This window comes from Mycolicibacterium llatzerense (genome assembly GCF_025331195.1).
GTDB classification, from domain to species: domain Bacteria; phylum Actinomycetota; class Actinomycetes; order Mycobacteriales; family Mycobacteriaceae; genus Mycobacterium; species Mycobacterium llatzerense.
In genome coordinates this window covers 569965-588407 of record NZ_LXOV01000012.1, presented here as the reverse complement: position 1 = coordinate 588407, position 18443 = coordinate 569965, and the positions used below count along the sequence as shown (strand labels likewise).

Below are 18443 nucleotides of genomic sequence, written 5' to 3'. Positions count from 1 at the left end.
ATTGGACAGCTGCCGTGACGCAGCGGTGAGGGGGCCGGCCCTAGTTGGCCGGCTCCAACACCATGGTCGGCAGGTTGCCCCTGTTGATTCCTCCGGGTAGCGGCCTCGTCGTCGTGGTCGTCAGCGGTGCGTCAGCTGCCTTGGCCGGTGGCGCGTGGCAGCCTGTCTCGGGGTCCATGCCGGGGATGCCTCCCGACTCTATGCAGCACAGGTCGGCGTTCCGGACGGTCTTTTTCATGCAGTTGTCGTAGGCCTCGATGTCCCACGTGTCATCGCTGGGTGCGGCGATCGAGACCGGTGCTGTGGTGACCGCCAATGCGGCAGCCAGCAAAGCTGCTGAAGCAAATTTGAGGACGGACATGTTGGCCTCCAAAGGGGCCGAGTAGTGGATGCTGATCTGTTCATAGTGCGCCGCCACCGCGGCCCGCATCGCCGAAACTGTGAATTTTCTGGCAAATCCAGCAACGTGGTCGCGACCATGGTGACGACCCGACGGTGGTCCGCGGCAGGAGCGCGGCGCCCTACCCGGTAAGCTGTGGGTCATGATTTTGGCCCTGCAGATCACGTTGATCGTCACCAGCCTGTTGGTTGTGTTGCTGGTGTTGCTCCACCGGGCCAAGGGTGGCGGTCTGTCGACCCTTTTCGGCGGCGGCGTGCAGTCCAGCCTGTCCGGCTCCACCGTCGTGGAGAAGAACCTGGACCGCCTGACGTACTTCATCACCGGCATCTGGCTGGTGTCGATCGTCGGCATCGCGCTGCAGATCAAGTACGGCGCCTAATTTTCAGATTTTCCGAACCGGCCACGCCTGTCAGGCGTGGCCGGTTTTGTTTGTGCTGCTGCCACTGACAGGAAGCGTCCAGCCGGTGCTTGGCTGGCACTTATGCCGATGACAGGACGCGCTTAGCGCCCGCTCCTACGCTCGCCTCGATACCTGGCGGCGTCGCCGGGACAGTGGTCGCTTACGTCGGGCGGAGTCTGTGGTGAAACGTGTGCGTATCGGCGCGGGTGCGATGGCGCTGCTCTCGATAACCGGTGGCGTGGCCGGCGGGGTGGCGCGAGCCGATCCGCTGCCGGTCGCCGACGTCCGGCAGGCCATCAACACCGAAGACGGTTGGCGCCTTGGAGTTTCGCTCACCCAGATGGCCGTCAACTCGGTGCCCAACATGGCTGCTACGGCCTTCACCCGCGAGGGATTCGTCACCGGCCGGGCCGAGGCCACCATCGACGGGAGTGGCTCGTCGGCGGTGAACAACGGGACGTTGATCGTGGGCTTGCAGCTGGGCTGCCAGGTCGACCTCAGTGAGGGCGCCAGCGTCGGAGGTGATGCCGACATCGGCATCAACCCCGGATTCAGCGGAAACGTGCTGAATGCCATCGGTCCGTACGCCGATCTGGAGGGCAACGTCTCGGTGAACCTGTTGCCGGGCACCATCACCAACGTGGTGCTGGGGAAGAAAACGCTGAAGGGCCGCGACGGTGGCATCACCGTGCACGACGCACACGTCAAGGTCGACGCCTGCGGCGGGGCAGTGGCCATCCGGTTCTTCTCCACGGTGACCATCGACACCGACAAGAACGACGACAGCGTGAATGCGTACGGGGACATCCTGCAGCTATGAGCGCCGTGCGAATGCCTGTCATATCCGGACGCCGATGGCTCTCGGCGGTCGGCGTCGTGGCCTGGGCGGTCTCGGTTTGGCTCACGGTTTCTCCGCCGGCAAGCGCGGACTGCACCGGCGCGGGTGACTTCGGCGCCGGATCGGGTTGCGCGCCACCAGGTGGCGGCAGCTCGTCGGCCAAGGCCTGGCCCCCGACCGCGGTGGATTGGCCACCCAACGTGGATTCAGACAGCAGCGGTGGGGGTGGCGGCGACAACCGCGATAGCGCGGCGTCCCCGATTGTGCTGCCGGACGGGCAGAAACCATCGGCGCCGCCATCGACGACGAATCCGTCGCCGACGACGTCGTCAACGCCGATCGTCCCGGTTGGTTCGCCGTGAACCAGGCAGCCGTGCCCTGCAGCACCGGCGTCCACCGTCGATACTGAGGTGATGGCAGAGCTTCCGAACGTCCCCGACACCGCGCTGCTGCCGATCGGATCGGTTCAGCGCACCGAACTCGGCCGTGAGGCCACCGAACCGATGCGCGAGGACATCCGGCTGCTCGGCGCCATCCTCGGCGACACCGTGCGCGAACAGAACGGCGACGCCGTCTTTGACTTGGTGGAACGGGCGCGAGTGGAATCGTTCCGGGTGCGGCGGTCGGAGATCGACCGGGCGGAGCTGGCAGCGCTGTTCTCCGGCATAGACATTCATCAGGCGATACCGGTGATCCGGGCGTTCACCCACTTCGCGCTGCTGGCCAACGTCGCGGAGGACATCCACCGCGAACGGCGGCGCGCCGTGCACGTGGCGGCGGGCGAGCCGCCGCAGGACAGCAGCCTGGCCGCGACGTACCGCAAGCTGGACCAGGCCGGCGGATTGGACGCGGCGGCCGTCGCTGACGCGCTCCTTGGCGCTCTGGTCTCGCCGGTGATCACCGCTCACCCCACCGAAACCCGGCGGCGCACCATCTTCGACACCCAGAACCGGATCACCGACCTGATGCGGCTGCGACTGCACGGACACACCTTGACGCGCGACGACCGCGACATCGAGACCGAGTTGCGCCGGCACATCCTCACCCTGTGGCAGACCGCGCTGATCCGCTTGTCGCGGTTGAAGATTCAAGATGAGATCGCCACCGGTCTGCGCTATTACCCCGCCGCGTTCTTCGATGTCATCCCGCAGGTGAACGCGGACGTGCGGACCGCGCTGCAGGCGCGCTGGCCGGATGCTCAACTGCTGGAGACGCCGATCCTGCGGCCCGGTTCGTGGATCGGCGGTGACCGCGACGGCAACCCCAACGTCACCGCCGACGTGGTGCGGCTGGCCACCGGTAGCGCGGCCTACACCGCGTTCGACCGCTACTTCGCCGAACTCCTTGCGCTGGAACACGAGCTGTCCATGTCGGCGCGGCTGGTCCGCGTCAGCGATGCGCTGCAGGCGCTGGCCGACCAGCATCCCGAACCGGCCCACGCCGACGAACCGTACCGCCAGGCGCTGCACGTGATCCGCGGGCGCCTGACGGCCACCGCCGCCGAGGTCCTCGACCGGCAACCCGAGCACGAGCTGGACCTCGGGCTGCCGCAATACACCTCGCCGTCCGAGCTGCTGGCCGACCTGGATGTCATCGACGCCTCGCTGCGTGCCGGCGGCACCAGTGTGCTGGCCGACGACCGGCTGGCCCGGTTGCGAGAGTCTGTGCGGGTCTTCGGTTTTCACCTGTGTGGCCTGGATCTGCGGCAGAACTCCGAAGTGCATGAGCAGGTGGTTGCCGAGCTGCTGGCGTGGGCCGGCGTGCATCCCGACTACGCATCGCTGCCGGAGGACGAACGCGTCGCCGTTCTGGTCACCGAACTGTCCACCCGCCGGCCGTTGGTGAGCCGAGACGCCGAGCTGTCGGAGCTGGCGCGCAAGGAACTGGACATCGTCGCCGCGGCGGCCCGGGCGGTCGAGGTCTTCGGGCCGCCGGCGGTTCCCAACTACATCATCTCGATGTGCCAGTCGGTGTCCGACCTCTTGGAAGCTGCGGTGCTGCTCAAAGAAGCAGGCCTGCTGGACGCGGCCGGGCCCGAACCGTACAGCCCGGTGGGCATCGTGCCGCTGTTCGAGACCATCGACGACCTGCAACGTGGATCGTCGATTCTGGAAGCGGCCCTTGCTATTCCGCTGTACCGCTCGATCGTCACCGTCCGCGGCGACCACCAGGAGGTGATGCTGGGCTACTCAGATTCGAACAAGGACGGCGGCTACCTGGCGGCCAACTGGGCGCTGTACCGGGCCGAGCTCGATCTCGTGGAATCGGCCCGCAAGACCGGTATTCGGCTGCGGCTGTTCCATGGTCGCGGCGGCACCGTCGGCCGCGGCGGTGGCCCGAGCTATGACGCGATTCTCGCGCAGCCGCCCGGTGCGGTCAGGGGCTCGCTGCGGATCACCGAGCAGGGCGAGGTCATCGCCGCCAAATACGCCGAACCGCATGCCGCGCATCGCAATCTGGAGACCCTACTGGCCGCGACCCTGGAGTCGACGCTGCTCGACGTCGAAGGGCTCGGGGACGCGGCAGCACCTGCGTACGACGTGCTGGACGACCTCGCCGAGCGGGCCCAGCGGGCCTACAGCGCATTGGTCCACGACACACCGGGATTCGTCGAGTACTTCAAGGCGTCGACGCCCGTCAGCGAGATCGGTGCGCTCAACATCGGGAGTCGCCCGACATCGCGCAAGCCGACCACGTCGATCTCCGATCTGCGGGCCATCCCGTGGGTGCTGGCCTGGAGCCAGTCGCGGGTCATGCTGCCCGGTTGGTACGGCACCGGGACGGCCTTCGAGGAATTCGTCGAGAGCACCGACGGCGGCCTCGCGGTGCTGCAAGACCTGTATGCGAAGTGGCCGTTCTTCCGGACCGTGCTGTCCAACATGGCGCAGGTGCTGGCCAAGTCGGATCTCGGCTTGGCAGCGCGGTATTCGGAGCTCGTGGACGACGAGGCGCTGCGCCATCGGGTGTTCGACAAGATCGCTGCCGAACACGAGCGCACCATCCGGATGCACGCTCTGATCACCGGGCACGATGACCTGCTCGCCGACAACCCGGCCCTGGCACGGTCGGTGTTCAACCGGTTCCCCTACCTCGAGCCGCTGAACCACCTGCAGGTCGAGCTGCTGCGCCGCTACCGGTCAGGCGACGACGACGAACTCGTGCAACGCGGCATCCTGCTGACCATGAGCGGGTTGGCCACCGCGCTGCGTAACAGCGGGTAGCGATCTTGGCTCGCCGTTAGCGGAACGGCATCCAGCCGTGGTGGGCGACGCGCGCCGGCCGGCTTGCCCGGCCTTTGACAAGCAGGAGAAAGCTCTTTTTCATCAACATCGCCCCGAGAGCGATGAGTAAGGCGATTGCTGAAACCGCGATGATGACGATCAAGGCGTCGGTGCTGATGATCATGATGGCTTCTTTGAACGGTTGACTAGGGTGTCGGGTCTCAGATCGGCCGGACTGGGCTTTGGGTGTCGCGAAATATGCTGTGCCACAACAGCACTAGTAGTGACGGTGTCCGAAGGCGGGGTTCGAAGAAGGGAATCCGGTTGCGCCCAAGGCTGAATTCTTGTGGTTCACCCGTGATTCGGTGGTGGTGCCGTTTGTGAGCACACCGGCTAATCCTGCGATCGTCGCCATGAGCAGAACGACTAGTCCAATGATGACGATCACGGTGGCACCTCTGATATTGCTAGAAGTCCAGTACACGCCCCATGGGCACCGCAGTCAACAGTGTCGAACTACGGCTTCGAACTACCGTGTCGCGGGAAGCTGACCAACCCCTGTGGTGGTGCGGTAGCGAACTCGAGGGGCGATACGGGCCGCGGCGGCGAGCGTCGGCAACAGCTGGCAGCGGGTTGCTGCCCGGCACGCCCCATTTGCCGGCACCGCAGTCAACAGTGTCGAACTACGGCTTCGAACTACCGTGTCGCGGGAAGCTCAGCTGCGCGGGCTTCCCGGGCCGCACGCGGCAAAGGGCGCGGCGCAGGTCAGGGGCCCCGACAACCGAGCCGCCGACACCGGCGGGCGCCTACCGCGCCGCGGACCAGGCTGTCAGCGCTTGCGACGGTGACCCTCCGCCGCTCGACATGGCGCTGCGGCCCGGTACGCCCGCGCAGATTGTCGCGGCGCCGAACATGGGCCCCCACCATATCCACCCGAACCGACCAGGGAGCGCCACACCATGCACCCGCACGTGGTCGCGGGGCAGATCGTGGGCCGGGACGATAGCCACCTGAAGGCGGTCTGCCGGCCGGCAGACCGCCTTCAGGTGGCTATCGTCCCGGCCCACGATCTGCGCGGCGACCATCGGCGCGTGCGTCCCGAGCCGCGGCGACATGTGGAGCAGCGGAGTGTGCAGCGGGCCCGTCGCGAAGAAGTTCGTGATCACTGCGACGTGCTCGACGTTGATGGCGCCCTCAGCTTGGGCGGCGGCGACCAGATCGGCCTCGCACTGCGACAAGGTGGTGGGGTCCAGTGGGCTCTGCCGTTGGGGCCCATGGTGGTGGTCCAGCCGCCGGTGTCGGCGGCTCGGTTGTCGGGGCCGCAGGCCAGGGTGAGGTTGGTGATGTCGGTGGGTCCGTCGTCGCCACCTGCACCGTCCAGGAGCTCGAAAAAGGCGCGGGGGTGGCCGTCACCCACACCGGCAGCCGCCTACCGATCCCGGACCTCATCCGCATGGCCGGACAAGGCGCCCACCACTACCTCGCCGTCTTCGACCACCACACAGCCCGCCGACGCCCAGCGACCCGCGTATTTCCCAGGTGGGCGGCTGGAATCACTACGACATCGGGTATGGGTCGCCGACCGGGTTCGGGGGGATATCGGCGGGGCCCAGGATCGCCCCCGGATAACGGCGAGTCACGCTCCAGAACTTGATGGCCTCGACAAGCGCGCTGCCGCAGGTGCTCGTGTCACAGCAGGTCGCCTCATCGGAGACAACCCAGTACACAGGGCCGGCATCGTTGGTCGTCGGCGGACTGTGTGTTGGTGATCGAGCCGGACAACGGTGATAATGGTGCGGCGCACGCGAACTATGTGACGGCGATGCGGACACTGGCGGTCACGCTGGACCTTCCGCTGCTCGACATGTCGCTGCGGCTCGGTACGCACGCGCAGATGGTCGCGGCGCAGATCATGGGCCCCGACGATATCCACCTGAACGCGGTCGGCCAATCCGACTGGGCGGCAGTCACCTTGGAGGGTGTGCAGTCCGTAGCCCGCGCCGCTGACGGGCTGGCGACAGTGAAGGCCACAGCGGATGCATCGACCGGCCGCGCAATCGCGTTCTCGATCGCCCTCGGATAAAGGAGAGTGATGCCTGTGGTCTTTGTCGAAGTCTGTCTCGTGCAGGCAGCGGGCGCTCTACGGAGCCCAGCCGCTTCCTGCGCGGCCTCGGCTGACGTCGGCGAGGGTGGTGCCCGTGTTGAGTCGCGTGCGTCGCGTCACGAGAACACAACCCCCGACATCACGAACGAGACAGCGGACGCGGTACCGGCAAGCGCGGAGATGAAGTCACCCGGCCCGAGGAACTGGCCCGACAGCTCAGACACCACGGTGGAATCACCAGCACCGAGTGAGTACGCCGACAGCACTCGATTCGCGGAACCCGCAGTGCCGCCGGACTTCACCAGCGACAGGGACACCGTGACTGGCGACCCTGTCGTGTTCGTGAGGACGGCTGACGCGATCTTGACGGCCGACGATGCCGGCCCTGTGTACTGGGTTGTCTCCGATGAGGCGACCTGCTGTGACACGAGCACCTGCGGCAGCGCGCTTGTCGAGGCCATCAAGTTCTGGGGCATGACTCTCCTTTATCCGAGGGCGATCGAGAACGCGATTGCGCGGCCGGTCGATGCATCCGCTGTGGCCTTCACTGTCGCCAGCCCGTCAGCGGCGCGGGCTACGGACTGCACACCCTCCAAGGTGACTGCCGCCCAGTCGGATTGGCCGACCGCGTTCAGGTGGATATCGTCGGGGCCCATGATCTGCGCCGCGACCATCTGCGCGTGCGTACCGAGCCGCAGCGACATGTCGAGCAGCGGAAGGTCCAGCGTGACCGCCAGTGTCCGCATCGCCGTCACATAGTTCGCGTGCGCCGCACCATTATCACCGTTGTCCGGCTCGATCACCAACACACAGTCCGCCGACGACCAGCGATTACGCAGGGCAGTGATGTCCGCGACGATCTGCGACGGCGTACGCCCCATGCCAATATCGTTGGCGCCGAGCGCGATCCACAACACATCAGCGTCCGAGCTGTCGGGCCAGTTCCTCGGGCCGGGTGACTTCATCTCCGCGCTTGCCGGTACCGCGTCCGCTGTCTCGTTCGTGATGTCGGGGGTTGTGTTCTCGTGACGCGACGCACGCGACTCAACACGGGCACCACCCTCGCCGACGTCAGCCGAGGCCGCGGCTTTCACGGTGGACTGAGAGTGGAGGGGGAGGCTACTGGTGGTGTCCACCGCACGATGCCACCCGCCCGACGGCACGCATACCGTCGTGATAACTGCGGCTTCGGGTAGTTCGGATTCTGTTCTGCTGCTGGGCTTCCGGGTGCGTCAGGCGTCGGGTATCAGCTTCGACAACCTCGCCGTCAAGTACGGCATCGCGGCGTACAACCAGGAGCACGACGCCGGTGACTTGACTGGTCGCGCAGTGGCCGAGGACTACAGCTCGGACGCTGATGTGTTGTGGATCGCGCTCGGCGCCAACGATATTGGCATGGGGCGTACGCCGTCGCAGATCGTCGCGGACATCACTGCCCTGCGTAATCGCTGGTCGTCCGAAGACTGTCGCGGGCAGGCAGCTGGCGCGCTACGGAGCCCAGCCGCGAACGGACTTCAGCACGCCACGCACCGCATTCTCGGTGACCGTGACCGGTGAGAGGACCGTCTCGGCGACGCCGACGATGGCCTCGACGCGTGACACGATCGCCTCCATCCGATCGACCACGCCGAAAATGCGGGGCGCGAGTTCGTCGATCTGGGTGATGGTCTCGTTGAACCGCGACATCGTCGTGTCGAGGTTGTCGGTCAGCCCGCTGAGGGTGGCCAGCGTGCCTTCCATGTCGACCAGCAGTGCATCGACCTGGGAGACGGTGACGTCGGCGTTCAGCGCTGCCTGTGTGAGCGTCCGGATACGGCCGCCGACGGGGCGGGTGCGGCCATCGCCTTTGTCGACCATGGCTACAGTTTCGCCGCCGCGGCCGCGTCGAGCAACCACACAGTTGCCTCGGTGCCGATCGCGCCGGCCGCTGGAATGTCATCTGCCGCAGCGCCGCCGACCGCTGCTGCCACCGCATCGGCCTTCTCGGCGCCGGCCACGACCAGCCACACCTGGCGGGAGCGACGGACGGCGGGCAGGGTCAGCGTGATCCGTCGCGGCGGCGGTTTGGGGGAGTCGGTGACGGCGACGACGTACCGCGCGGTCTCGCGGACCGCGTCGCTGTGCGGGAACAACGAGTTGACGTGGCCCTCGCCGCCCATGCCCATCAGGTGCACGTCGAATTCTGGTGTGGACGCGCCGTTTCCGGACACGACGGCCAGCTCACCTGCGTAGGCGGCAGCCGCGGCGTCGATGTCGTCACCGAATTCGCCATCGCTCGCGGCCATCGCGTGCACGTTGTCGGCCGGAATGGCAACGGAATCCAGCAGCGCCTCCCGGGCCTGCTTGATGTTCCGGTCGGCATCGTCGGCCGGGACGTAGCGGTCGTCGCCCCAGAACAGGTGCACTTTGGCCCAGTCGATCGGATGTCCGCCGACATGCTTGAGCAGCTTGATGCCGGTACCGCCGCCGGTCAGCACGATGTAGGCCACGCCGCGGGCCTCGATGGCGCCGTTGATGGCCGCGACCAGGCGATCGCCCACCGCGGTCACCAAAGTGTCGGCGTCGGAGTACTTCTCGATGATCTGCTCAGACATAGATGACCTTGTCCAGGCCCTGCAGGGCGCGGTGGTAGATGTCGTCGGCATCGAGCCGGCGCATCTCTTCGGCGAGGCAATCGCGAGCTTCACGGCGTGCCAAGGGGATTCGGGCCTCCGGCCGGCCGGTGCGGGTGAGCACCGCCGTGACGCCCTTCTGTGGCCGGCTCAACGCGATGGTCTCGCTGGGCCGCACCAATTCCACCTTGAGGTCGCCGACCGCGCGGTGCACCGGACCGTCGATGCAACTGGCCAGCCAGCCCGCCAGAATGTCCAGTGCGGGTTCGTCTTTCAGGCCCGACACCAGAGCCGAGGTGATCGGTTCGTACGGCGCCTGATCGACCGCGGATGCCAGCAACGCTCGCCAGTACGTGACCCGGCTCCATGCCAGATCAGTGTCACCCGAGGTGTATCCGGCCAGCCGGCCCTTGATCGAGGCCAGGGGATCGGATCCGTTCGTCGCGTCGGTGATGCGCCGCACGGCCAGCTTGCCCAACGGGTCGGCGGCGGGGACGCCGGGAGCCGCGTCGGGCCACCAGGTCACCACCGGGGTATCGGGCAGCAGGAACGGCGTCACCACGCTGCTCGCGTGGCCGGCCAACGGACCCGAGAGTCGCAGCACCACAACCTCATTGGCGCCGGCGTCCCGGCCCACCCGCAGCTGGGCGTCGAGTCGGGGCGTCGCCGCCGATACGTCGCCCGGGATCACCACGATGACGCGGCAGGGGTGCTCGCGGCTGGCCGTGTTGGCCGCCTCGATGGATTCCTCCAGGAGCATCTCGGTGGTCGGGGCGACCACGAGCGTCAGCACCCGGCCGAGGGTGATGGCGCCACCCTCTTCGCGCAGCGCGACGATCTTCTTGTTGATGGCACCGGTATTGGTGTCGGGCAGATCGAGAATCACGGCCGCCTCCATTCACGGCCGGACCGCCGCAGCATCTCGAACGCCGATTCCGGTCCCCAGGTACCCGACTCGTAGGCCTCGGGCCGCCCGCCGGCCTCATCCTGCGCGGCCCAGTGCTCCAGCGCGGGATCCAGGATCTTCCAAGACAATTCGACTTCGGCGTTCACCGGGAACAGGGACGGTTCGCCGAGCAGGACGTCGAGGATCAGCCGCTCGTAGGCCTCGGGGGAGTCCTCGGCGAATGCTGAACCGTAGGAGAAGTCCATGCTGACGTCACGGACTTCCATGAGATGGCCCGGCACCTTCGAGCCGAACCGCAGCGTGATGCCCTCGTCCGGCTGCACCCGGATCACCAGTGCGTTCTGGCCGAGTTCGTCGGTCATGGTGGCGTCGAACGGCAGGTGCGGTGCCCGCTTGAACACCAGCGCGATCTCAGTGACCCTGCGGCCCAAGCGCTTTCCGGTGCGTAGATAGAACGGCACTCCCGCCCACCGCCGGGTGTCGACCTCGACGGTGATCGCCGCGAAGGTCTCGGTGGTCGAGGTCTTGGAGAAGCCTTCCTCGTCCAGCAGGCCGACGACCTCTTGTCCGCCCTGCCAGCCGGCGGCGTACTGACCGCGGGAGGTGGTCTCGTCCAACGGTTCTGCCAACCGCGTCGCAGACAGCACCTTGATCTTCTCGGCCTGCAGTTCGCCGGGGGAGAAGTTCACCGGTTCTTCCAGCGCCGTCAGCGCCAGCAGCTGCAGCAGGTGGTTCTGGATGACATCGCGCGCCGCCCCGACACCGTCGTAGTAGCCACCACGTCCGCCGAGGCCGATGTCCTCGGCCATGGTGATCTGCACGCTGTCGACATAGTGCGAGTTCCACACCGGCTCGAACAGCTCGTTGGCGAACCGCAGCGCCAGGATGTTCTGGACGGTCTCCTTACCCAGGTAGTGGTCGATGCGGAACACCGACGACTCCGGGAAGACACTGTTGACGACGCCGTTGAGCGCCTCCGCGCTGGCCAGGTCGTGGCCGAACGGTTTCTCGATGACCACCCGCGACCAGCAGCCGTCGGGCTTGTTGGCCAGACCGGACTTGGACAGCTGCTCGCACACCTGAGGGAACGCATTCGGCGGAATCGACAGGTAGAAGGCGTGATTGCCGCCGGTGCCGCGTTCCTCGTCGAGCTTGTGCAGCGTGTCGGCCAGCCGCGCGAACGCCGCGTCGTCGTCGAAAGTGCCCTGCACGAAACGGAATCCCTCGGCGAGGCGATCCCACACCTCCTGGCGGAACGGCGTGCGGGCGTGCTGCTGCACGGCGTCATGGACGACCTGGCCGAAGTCCTCGTGATCCCAGTCGCGCCGGGCGAAACCGATCAGCGAGAACGTCGGTGGCAACAGGCCCCGGTTGGCCAGGTCGTAGATTGCCGGCATCAGCTTCTTCCGGGCGAGATCGCCTGTGACGCCGAAGATCACCACCGCGCATGGGCCGGCGATGCGGGGCATGCGCTTGTCGCGCTTGTCCCGCAGGGGGTTCACCCAATCCGCCGGCCGCCCGCTGCAGTCAGTCATTGCGTGTGCCTCGGCTCGTCGCGCCAGCGCTCATCGCAAAGCGTCGAGTTGACCTTGCACAGCCTCGAGCAGTTCGCCCCACGACTTCTCGAACTTGTCGACGCCCTCGACTTCGAGGAGGTTGAACACGTCGTCCAAGTCGATGCCGACGGCCGACAGCTCGTCGAACACGGCCTGCGAAGCGGCGGCCGTTCCGGAGATGGTGTCGCCGGTGACCTGACCGTGGTCGGCGACCGCTTCCATGGTCTTCTCCGGCATGGTGTTCACGGTGTCGACGGCCACCAGTTCGGTGACGTACAACGTGTCCGAGTAGTCCGGGTTCTTCACGCCGGTCGACGCCCACAGCGGACGCTGCACCCGGGCACCCTCAGCCTTGAGGTTCGCGAACTGCGGACCGCCGAAGACCTGCTCGTAGGCCGCGTAGGCCAGCCGGGCGTTCGCGACGCCGGCCTTGCCGCGCAGACCCAGCGCCGAGCCGCCGAGCTTCTCCAAGCGGGCGTCGATCTCGGTGTCCACGCGGGACACGAAGAACGAAGCGACGGAATGGATCTTGGACAGGTCGTGGCCGGCCTCGCGGGCCTTCTCCAGGCCCGTCAGGTAGGCGTCCATCACGGCGCGGTGGCGTTCCACCGAGAAGATCAGGGTGACGTTGACCGAGATGCCCTCGGCGATCACCGCGGTGATGGCGGGCAGGCCCGCCAGCGTCGCCGGAATCTTGATCAGCAGGTTCGGCCGGTCGACGATCTTCCACAGCTCGATGGCCTGCAGGATCGTCTTGTCGGTGTCGTGCGCCAGCCGCGGGTCGACCTCGATGGACACCCGGCCGTCGACGCCGCCGGAGGCCTCGTAGGCCTTGGCCAGCACGTCGCAGGCGTTGCGGACGTCATCGGTGGTCGCGCTGCGGATCACCGCGTCGACATCGGCACCGCGCGAGGCGAGTTCACGCACCTGCTCGTCGTAGGCGGTGCCCGAGGTCAGGGCCGCCTGGAAGATCGACGGGTTGGTGGTGACGCCCACAACGCTGCGGGTGTCAATGAGCTGCTGCAGGTTTCCGGTCTGCAGTCGCTCACGGGAAAGGTCATCGAGCCACACGGAGACACCGGCGGCGCTCAGCGCCGCGAGGTTCGGGTTCTGAGTCATCTGAATGCTCTCTTCTGTCGACTTAGTTATCGAGCGATCGTTCCGCGGCAGCAACCACCGCGTCCGCGGTGAAGCCGAACTCCCGGAACAGGGTCTTGTCGTCTGCCGATGCGCCGTAGTGCTCGATCGAGATGATCTCGCCGGTGTCACCGACCAGCTTGTGCCAAGGCTGGGCGATACCCGCCTCGACCGCAACTCGTGCCGAGACGTCCGGCGGCAGCACCGCGTCCCGGTACTCCTTGGGCTGTGCCTCGAACCACTCCAGGCACGGCATCGACACCACGTAGGCGACGATGTCCTTGTCCGCCAACAGCTTCTGTGCTTCGACGGCCAGCTGCACCTCGGAGCCGGTGGCGATGATGATCACGTCGGCGTCGTCGGCGGGGTTGCCGCCGCCGAGCACGTAACCACCCTTGGCGGCGCCTTCAGCAGAAGTGCCCTCCAGAACGGGTACTCCCTGACGGGTCAGGATGAAACCGGTCGGGTTGTTGCCGTGGGTGCGCTGCAGGATGGTGCGCCAGGTGTACGCGGTCTCGTTCGGGTCGGCGGGACGCACCACCGACAGGTTCGGGATCGCGCGCAGCGCGGCCAGGTGCTCGATCGGCTGGTGCGTCGGGCCGTCTTCACCCAGGCCGATGGAGTCGTGCGTCCAGATGTAGATCGGGTCGATGTTCATCAGCGCGGCCAGGCGCACCGCCGGACGCATGTAGTCGGCGAACTGCAGGAAGGTGCCCGCGAACGGACGCGTCGGGCCGTGCAGCACGATGCCGTTGAGGATCGAGCCCATGGCGTGCTCGCGGATGCCGAAGTGCAGCACCCGGCCGTACCAGTCGGCGGTGTAGTCCTCGGTCGAGATCGACGGCGGGCCGAACGACTTGACCCCGTTGATGGTGGTGTTGTTGCTGCCCGCGAGATCGGCTGAGCCGCCCCACAATTCGGGCAGCTTGGTGGCGACGTCGTTGAGCACCTTGCCGAACGCGGCGCGGGTCGCGACGGCCTTGCTGCCCGGCTCCCAGTACGTCAGGTCGGCGTCCCAGCCCTCGGGCAGTTCGCCGGCGTGCAGCCGGTCCAGCAGCTTCTTGCGCTCGGGTTCCTTGGCGGCCCACGCCTCGAACGCGACCTGCCACTCGTCGTGTGCCTTCTTGCCGCGGGCGACGAGCTCGCGGGTGTGCTCGATGACCTCAGGCTTGACGTCGAAACTCTTGTCCGGGTCGAAGCCGAGCACCTTCTTGGTGGCCGCGACCTCGTCGGCGCCCAGCGCCGAGCCGTGCACGCCACCGGTGTTCATCTTGGTGGGGGCGGGGTAGCCGATGATCGTGCGCACCGAGATGAACGACGGCCGGTCGGTCACGGCACGTGCGGCCGCCAGGGCTTCTTCGATCGCGGTGACGTTCTCGCCGCCGTCGACCTCCTGGACATGCCAGCCGTAGGCGCGGTACCGGGCGCAGGTGTCCTCGGACAGCGCGATGTTGGTGTCGTGCTCGATGGAGATCTTGTTGTTGTCCCACAGCACGATCAGGTTGCCGAGCTGCTGCGTGCCGGCGAGCGACGATGCCTCGCTGGTCACGCCCTCTTCGATGTCGCCGTCCGAGGCGATGACGTAGATGAAGTGGTCGAACGGGCTCTCACCCGGCGCGGCGTCGGGGTCGAAGAGCCCACGCTCGTACCGGGCGGCCATCGCCATGCCGACCGACGAGGCCAGGCCCTGGCCCAGCGGGCCGGTGGTGATCTCCACACCCTTGGTGTGGCCGTACTCGGGGTGGCCCGGGGTCAGCGAACCCCGGGTGCGCAGGGCTTCGATGTCGGCCAGTTCGAGGCCGAAGCCGCCCATGTACAGCTGCAGGTACAGGGTCAGGCTCGAATGCCCACAGGACAGGACGAAGCGGTCGCGGCCGATCCAGTGGGTGTCGGACGGGTCGTGCCGCATCTGGCGCTGGAACAGGGTGTAGGCCAGCGGGGCCAGGCTCATGGCGGTTCCGGGATGGCCGTTTCCGACCTTCTGAACCGCATCCGCGGCCAGCACTCGTACGGTATCGACGGCGGCCGAGTCCAACTCGGTCCAGTCGCCCGGGTGGTGCGGGCGGGTGAGTTCGGAAATCTCTTCGACTGTGGTCACGGGCGCACTCCTACTGAGGGACGTCTCGGGCTCGGCACATCGCAAGCGAGCTGCATGACTACCCTAGTGCGCGCCGCTCGTGCGGTGCAGACCGCTTCACCTTTGGCCTGTCCGCGATTGGGTTTCTGTTCACCTGAAACCACCCTGCGGTGTCGAGCACTCAGGTAGCCGGTCTACCATCGTCTGTAGTAGAGGCTGCGCGGCCGTGACATCCGAGGAGATATCTGCGTGAGCATTCGCGAGCGCCGTTCTGTCCACGGGGCGCACGGTTTCGGTCCCGGAGCTGCGGCGTCTGACGAGTCAGCCACCAAGTCGCCGAACCGGGTTCGGGACACGTTGCTGGCCTACATCGCCCTCACCAAGCCGCGGGTCATCGAACTGCTGCTGGTGACCACGATCCCGGCGATGCTGCTGGCCCACCGCTTCGACTGGGTGGCCAGCCAAGGTCCGATCAAACCGCTGTTGATCCTGAACACCTTGTTCGGCGGCATGCTCGCAGCCGCCGGCGCCAACACCCTGAACTGTGTCGCCGACGCCGATATCGACAAGGTGATGAAGCGCACGGCCCGCCGGCCACTGGCCCGGGCGACGGTACCCACCCGGAACGCGCTGATCTTCGGTCTGGTGCTGACCGTCACGTCGTTCCTGTGGCTGTGGCGCACCTCGAATCTGCTCTCGGGCCTGCTGGCCCTGGCGACCATCGCCTTCTACGTGTTCGTCTACACGCTGCTGCTGAAGCGCCGCACCTCGCAAAACGTGGTGTGGGGCGGCGCGGCCGGCTGCATGCCGGTGATGATCGGCTGGTCAGCGGTCACCGGCACCATTCAGTGGCCGGCGCTGGTGATGTTCCTGATCATCTTCTTCTGGACGCCGCCGCACACCTGGGCGCTGGCCATGCGCTACAAGGAGGACTACGAGGCAGCCGGAGTGCCGATGCTGCCCGTCGTCGCCACCGAGCGCGAAGTCACCAGACAGATCCTCATCTACACCTGGGCGACCGTCATCACCACGCTCGCCCTGGCGTTCGCCACCGGCTGGCTGTACGCGGCCGTCGCGCTCGTCGCCGGCGTGTGGTTCCTGGTCATGGCGCACCAGTTGTACTCCGGCGTGAAGCGCGGCGAGCCCGTGAAGCCGCTGCGCCTGTTCCTGCAGTCGAACAACTACCTCGCGGTGGTGTTCTGCGCCCTGGCGGTCGATTCGGCTCTCGCGCTGCCGATGGTGTTCGGCCGCTGACGGACCCGCTAGTTTTGGGGCATGCCCCAATTGGTGAGCCCTGACAACTTCGTCCGCGCCGAATCGGATCTGTACTTCTCCGGCATCGTGAACGACGGAGGCGTCGGTAGCCTTCTTCACCACCGCGAGCTGAGCTCGATCGACCACCAGATCGTCATCCGGCAGAACCGCGACACGCTCTACTCGGCAGCGGTGTTCGACCTCGATGCCGGACCCGTCACCGTCACCTTGCCCGACAGTGCGGGCCGCTTCATGTCGCTGCAGGCCATCAGTGAGGACCACTACACGACCCAGGTCGCCTACGCCCCGGCCACGGTGACCCTGACGCGCGAAGCCGTCGGTACCCGCTACGTCGCGACGGCGATCCGCATGTTGGTCGATCCCAACGATGCTGCCGATCTGGCGGCCGTGCACGCACTGCAGGACGCCATCACCGTCGCGCAGGACGCGCCCGGCAGCTTCGAGGTGCCGCAGTGGGACCCGGTGAGCCAGAAGACGGTGCGCGACGCGCTCGTCACCCTCGCCACCACGCTGCCGGACACCAAGGGCATGTTCGGCACCGTCGCCGACACCGAACCGGTGCGCCACCTGATCGGGTCGGCCAATGCCTGGGGCGGCAATCCCGAACGTGACGCGTTCTATCTGACCGTCGTACCGGCGCGTAACGACGGCACCACGGTGCACCGGCTCACCGTCAAAGACGTTCCGGTCGACGGCTTCTGGTCGGTCACCGTCTACAACAAGGACGGCTACTTCACGGCGAACGACCAGAACGCCTACTCGCTGAACAACATCACCGCGGTTAAGGACGCCGACGGCAGCACCACCATCCAGTTCGGCGGCGCCGGCGGTCCCAACCTGCTGCCGATCACCCCGGGCTGGAACTACACCGTCCGGTTGTACCGGCCGCGTCCCGAGATCCTCGACGGCGGCTGGACGTTTCCCGCGGCCCAGCCGGTCTAGGGGACCAGCACCACCGAACCGACGGTCAGACGGGCCTGCAGGTCGGCATGTGCGCGCGCGGCGTCGGCCAGCGGGTAACGCTGGCTCACCGTCACGTTGAGGGTCCCATCGGAGATCGCCTGCAGCAGTTCGCCTGCCCGCCAGGAGAACTCGTCGGTGTTGCGGGTGTAATGCGCGAGCGTCGGCCGGGTCAGGAACAGGGATCCGCCACTGTTCAGGCGCTGTGGATCGATCGGCGGCACCGGGCCGCTGGATGCGCCGAACAGTGCCAAGGTGCCCCGCACTGCGAGGCTGGCCAGGCTCGCCTCGAACGTGGAGGCGCCCACTCCGTCGTACACCGCGGCGACGCCGTTGCCGTCGGTGAGTTCGCGGATTTTGGCGCCGAACTCGGCGGGATCGTCGGGGTAGTCCAGCACCTCGATGGCGCCGGCCTGCCGCGAGAGCGCAGCTTTGTCGCTGTTGGAGACCGTGGTGATGACGCGCACCGCCATGCTGGTGGCCCACTGGGTCAGGATCAGCCCGACGCCGCCGGCGCCGGCGTGCAGCAGCACCGTGTCGCCTTGCTGCACGGGGTAGGTCGACTTGATCAGGTAGTGGGCCGTCATGCCCTTGAGCAGGGCCGCCGCGGCGACTTCGGGCTCCACGCCGTCGGGCACGTAGGCCACGTAATCGGCTGGTGCGACGCAGTATTCGGAGTACGTGCCGTCCGCCGCGGCGGTGACCACCCGGTCGCCGACGGCCAGCGCTGCCACGTCGTCGCCGATGGCGGCGATGGTTCCGCAGACCTCCTGGCCCGGGATGTAGGGCACCGGACGCGGATACAACCCGGAGCGGAAGTAGGTGTCGATGAAGTTGACGCCGATGGCCTCAGCCTTGATCAGGACCTCACCCGGACCCGGGGTGGGCTCGGGACGTTCGACGAAGGACAGGACTTCCGGACCGCCGAGTTCGGCGACTTCGATGGCGTGCATGCC

At 67.0% G+C, this 18443-nt stretch carries 22 protein-coding genes and 1 pseudogene; 10 read left to right on the top strand and 13 right to left on the bottom strand.

All coding sequences use genetic code 11. The features are described 5' to 3' along the window. Window positions 1–40 precede the first annotated feature (40 nt). Window positions 41–430 carry a hypothetical protein gene (locus A7G45_RS17700; protein ID WP_260938989.1) on the bottom strand — a complete coding sequence of 130 codons (390 nt, stop codon included), beginning with the start codon at window positions 428–430 and terminating at the stop codon, window positions 41–43. A gap of 112 nt (window positions 431–542) precedes the next feature. On the opposite strand from A7G45_RS17700, the gene secG reads away from it, so the two are divergent. The 4 genes from secG to ppc all read left to right on the top strand — a co-directional run bounded on the left by secG (window position 543) and on the right by ppc (window position 4859). Continuing rightward, a complete protein-coding gene (gene secG / locus A7G45_RS17695; RefSeq protein ID WP_260938987.1) occupies window positions 543–779 on the top strand; it encodes a preprotein translocase subunit SecG in 237 nt (78 codons plus the stop codon). Between the two features lie 232 nt (window positions 780–1011). Further along, window positions 1012–1620 (top strand): MspA family porin, encoded by a 609-nt coding sequence (locus A7G45_RS17690; RefSeq protein ID WP_276555371.1) that lies wholly within the window; start codon window positions 1012–1014, stop codon window positions 1618–1620. Further along, on the top strand, window positions 1617–2000 hold the full coding sequence (locus A7G45_RS17685) for a hypothetical protein (protein WP_260938983.1): 384 nt from the start codon (window positions 1617–1619) through the stop codon (window positions 1998–2000). Before A7G45_RS17690 ends, A7G45_RS17685 begins: the two co-directional genes overlap by 4 nt. A gap of 51 nt (window positions 2001–2051) precedes the next feature. Continuing rightward, complete coding sequence (ppc, locus tag A7G45_RS17680; protein ID WP_260938980.1) at window positions 2052–4859, top strand: phosphoenolpyruvate carboxylase; 2808 nt, start codon at window positions 2052–2054, stop codon at window positions 4857–4859. A 16-nt stretch (window positions 4860–4875) separates the two neighbouring features. On the opposite strand, the gene A7G45_RS17675 is transcribed toward ppc, so the two are convergent. The 3 genes from A7G45_RS17675 to A7G45_RS17665 all read right to left on the bottom strand — a co-directional run bounded on the left by A7G45_RS17675 (window position 4876) and on the right by A7G45_RS17665 (window position 6097). Beyond that, window positions 4876–5043, bottom strand: a complete 168-nt coding sequence (locus tag A7G45_RS17675) for a hypothetical protein (protein WP_260938977.1) — start codon at window positions 5041–5043, stop codon at window positions 4876–4878. A 93-nt stretch (window positions 5044–5136) separates the two neighbouring features. Then, the gene (locus A7G45_RS17670; RefSeq protein ID WP_260938974.1) at window positions 5137–5307 is read right to left on the bottom strand and encodes a hypothetical protein; all 171 of its coding nucleotides are present in this window, start codon (window positions 5305–5307) and stop codon (window positions 5137–5139) included. 358 nt (window positions 5308–5665) lie between these two features. After that, window positions 5666–6097 carry a hypothetical protein gene (locus tag A7G45_RS17665; RefSeq protein ID WP_260938972.1) on the bottom strand — a complete coding sequence of 144 codons (432 nt, stop codon included), beginning with the start codon at window positions 6095–6097 and terminating at the stop codon, window positions 5666–5668. A gap of 122 nt (window positions 6098–6219) precedes the next feature. Here A7G45_RS17665 and A7G45_RS17660 point away from each other — a divergent pair. Both A7G45_RS17660 and A7G45_RS17655 read left to right on the top strand, forming a co-directional pair. Further along, window positions 6220–6369 (top strand): annotated as a pseudogene (locus A7G45_RS17660) (HNH endonuclease signature motif containing protein); the annotation flags it as partial. A 255-nt stretch (window positions 6370–6624) separates the two neighbouring features. Then, on the top strand, window positions 6625–6942 hold the full coding sequence (locus A7G45_RS17655) for a hypothetical protein (protein WP_260938970.1): 318 nt from the start codon (window positions 6625–6627) through the stop codon (window positions 6940–6942). Window positions 6943–7079: 137 nt separating this feature from the next. Here A7G45_RS17655 and A7G45_RS17650 read toward each other — a convergent pair whose 3' ends face one another. Further along, entirely contained in the window at window positions 7080–7439 is a 360-nt protein-coding gene (locus A7G45_RS17650) for a hypothetical protein (RefSeq protein ID WP_260932128.1), read from the bottom strand. Between the two features lie 9 nt (window positions 7440–7448). Next, window positions 7449–7880, bottom strand: a complete 432-nt coding sequence (locus tag A7G45_RS17645) for an SGNH/GDSL hydrolase family protein (RefSeq protein WP_407667539.1) — start codon at window positions 7878–7880, stop codon at window positions 7449–7451. Here A7G45_RS17645 and A7G45_RS17640 point away from each other — a divergent pair. After that, a complete protein-coding gene (locus A7G45_RS17640; protein ID WP_260938966.1) occupies window positions 7843–7992 on the top strand; it encodes a hypothetical protein in 150 nt (49 codons plus the stop codon). The genes A7G45_RS17645 and A7G45_RS17640 overlap by 38 nt on opposite strands. A gap of 99 nt (window positions 7993–8091) precedes the next feature. Next, the gene (locus A7G45_RS17635) at window positions 8092–8520 is read left to right on the top strand and encodes a hypothetical protein (RefSeq protein ID WP_260938963.1); all 429 of its coding nucleotides are present in this window, start codon (window positions 8092–8094) and stop codon (window positions 8518–8520) included. Here the strand turns inward: A7G45_RS17635 and A7G45_RS17630 are convergent. The 6 genes from A7G45_RS17630 to tkt are packed head-to-tail and all read right to left on the bottom strand — an operon-like array spanning window position 8452 to window position 15273. Then, window positions 8452–8820, bottom strand: coding sequence for an ATPase (locus A7G45_RS17630; RefSeq protein ID WP_260938962.1), 369 nt, complete (start codon window positions 8818–8820; stop codon window positions 8452–8454). The genes A7G45_RS17635 and A7G45_RS17630 overlap by 69 nt on opposite strands. A gap of 2 nt (window positions 8821–8822) precedes the next feature. Next, a complete protein-coding gene (gene pgl / locus A7G45_RS17625) occupies window positions 8823–9557 on the bottom strand; it encodes a 6-phosphogluconolactonase (RefSeq protein ID WP_260938959.1) in 735 nt (244 codons plus the stop codon). Further along, a complete protein-coding gene (gene opcA, locus A7G45_RS17620) occupies window positions 9550–10461 on the bottom strand; it encodes a glucose-6-phosphate dehydrogenase assembly protein OpcA (protein ID WP_260938956.1) in 912 nt (303 codons plus the stop codon). The genes pgl and opcA overlap by 8 nt, the downstream gene beginning before the upstream one ends. Next, a complete protein-coding gene (gene zwf / locus A7G45_RS17615) occupies window positions 10458–12017 on the bottom strand; it encodes a glucose-6-phosphate dehydrogenase (RefSeq protein ID WP_260938955.1) in 1560 nt (519 codons plus the stop codon). The genes opcA and zwf overlap by 4 nt, the downstream gene beginning before the upstream one ends. A 30-nt stretch (window positions 12018–12047) precedes the next feature. Continuing rightward, on the bottom strand, window positions 12048–13157 hold the full coding sequence (gene tal / locus A7G45_RS17610) for a transaldolase (protein WP_260938953.1): 1110 nt from the start codon (window positions 13155–13157) through the stop codon (window positions 12048–12050). A 22-nt stretch (window positions 13158–13179) separates the two neighbouring features. Next, the gene (gene tkt, locus A7G45_RS17605) at window positions 13180–15273 is read right to left on the bottom strand and encodes a transketolase (RefSeq protein WP_260938951.1); all 2094 of its coding nucleotides are present in this window, start codon (window positions 15271–15273) and stop codon (window positions 13180–13182) included. 228 nt (window positions 15274–15501) lie between these two features. On the opposite strand from tkt, the gene A7G45_RS17600 reads away from it, so the two are divergent. Together A7G45_RS17600 and A7G45_RS17595 are read left to right on the top strand one after the other, a co-directional pair. Continuing rightward, the gene (locus tag A7G45_RS17600; RefSeq protein ID WP_260938950.1) at window positions 15502–16506 is read left to right on the top strand and encodes a heme o synthase; all 1005 of its coding nucleotides are present in this window, start codon (window positions 15502–15504) and stop codon (window positions 16504–16506) included. A 33-nt stretch (window positions 16507–16539) separates the two neighbouring features. Further along, window positions 16540–17469: a DUF1214 domain-containing protein gene (locus A7G45_RS17595; RefSeq protein ID WP_260939774.1), complete on the top strand. Its 930-nt coding sequence runs from the start codon at window positions 16540–16542 to the stop codon at window positions 17467–17469. On the opposite strand, the gene A7G45_RS17590 is transcribed toward A7G45_RS17595, so the two are convergent. Further along, complete coding sequence (locus tag A7G45_RS17590) at window positions 17466–18440, bottom strand: quinone oxidoreductase family protein (protein WP_260938948.1); 975 nt, start codon at window positions 18438–18440, stop codon at window positions 17466–17468. The two genes, A7G45_RS17595 and A7G45_RS17590, sit on opposite strands and share 4 nt — an antisense overlap. Window positions 18441–18443: the final 3 nt, after the last annotated feature.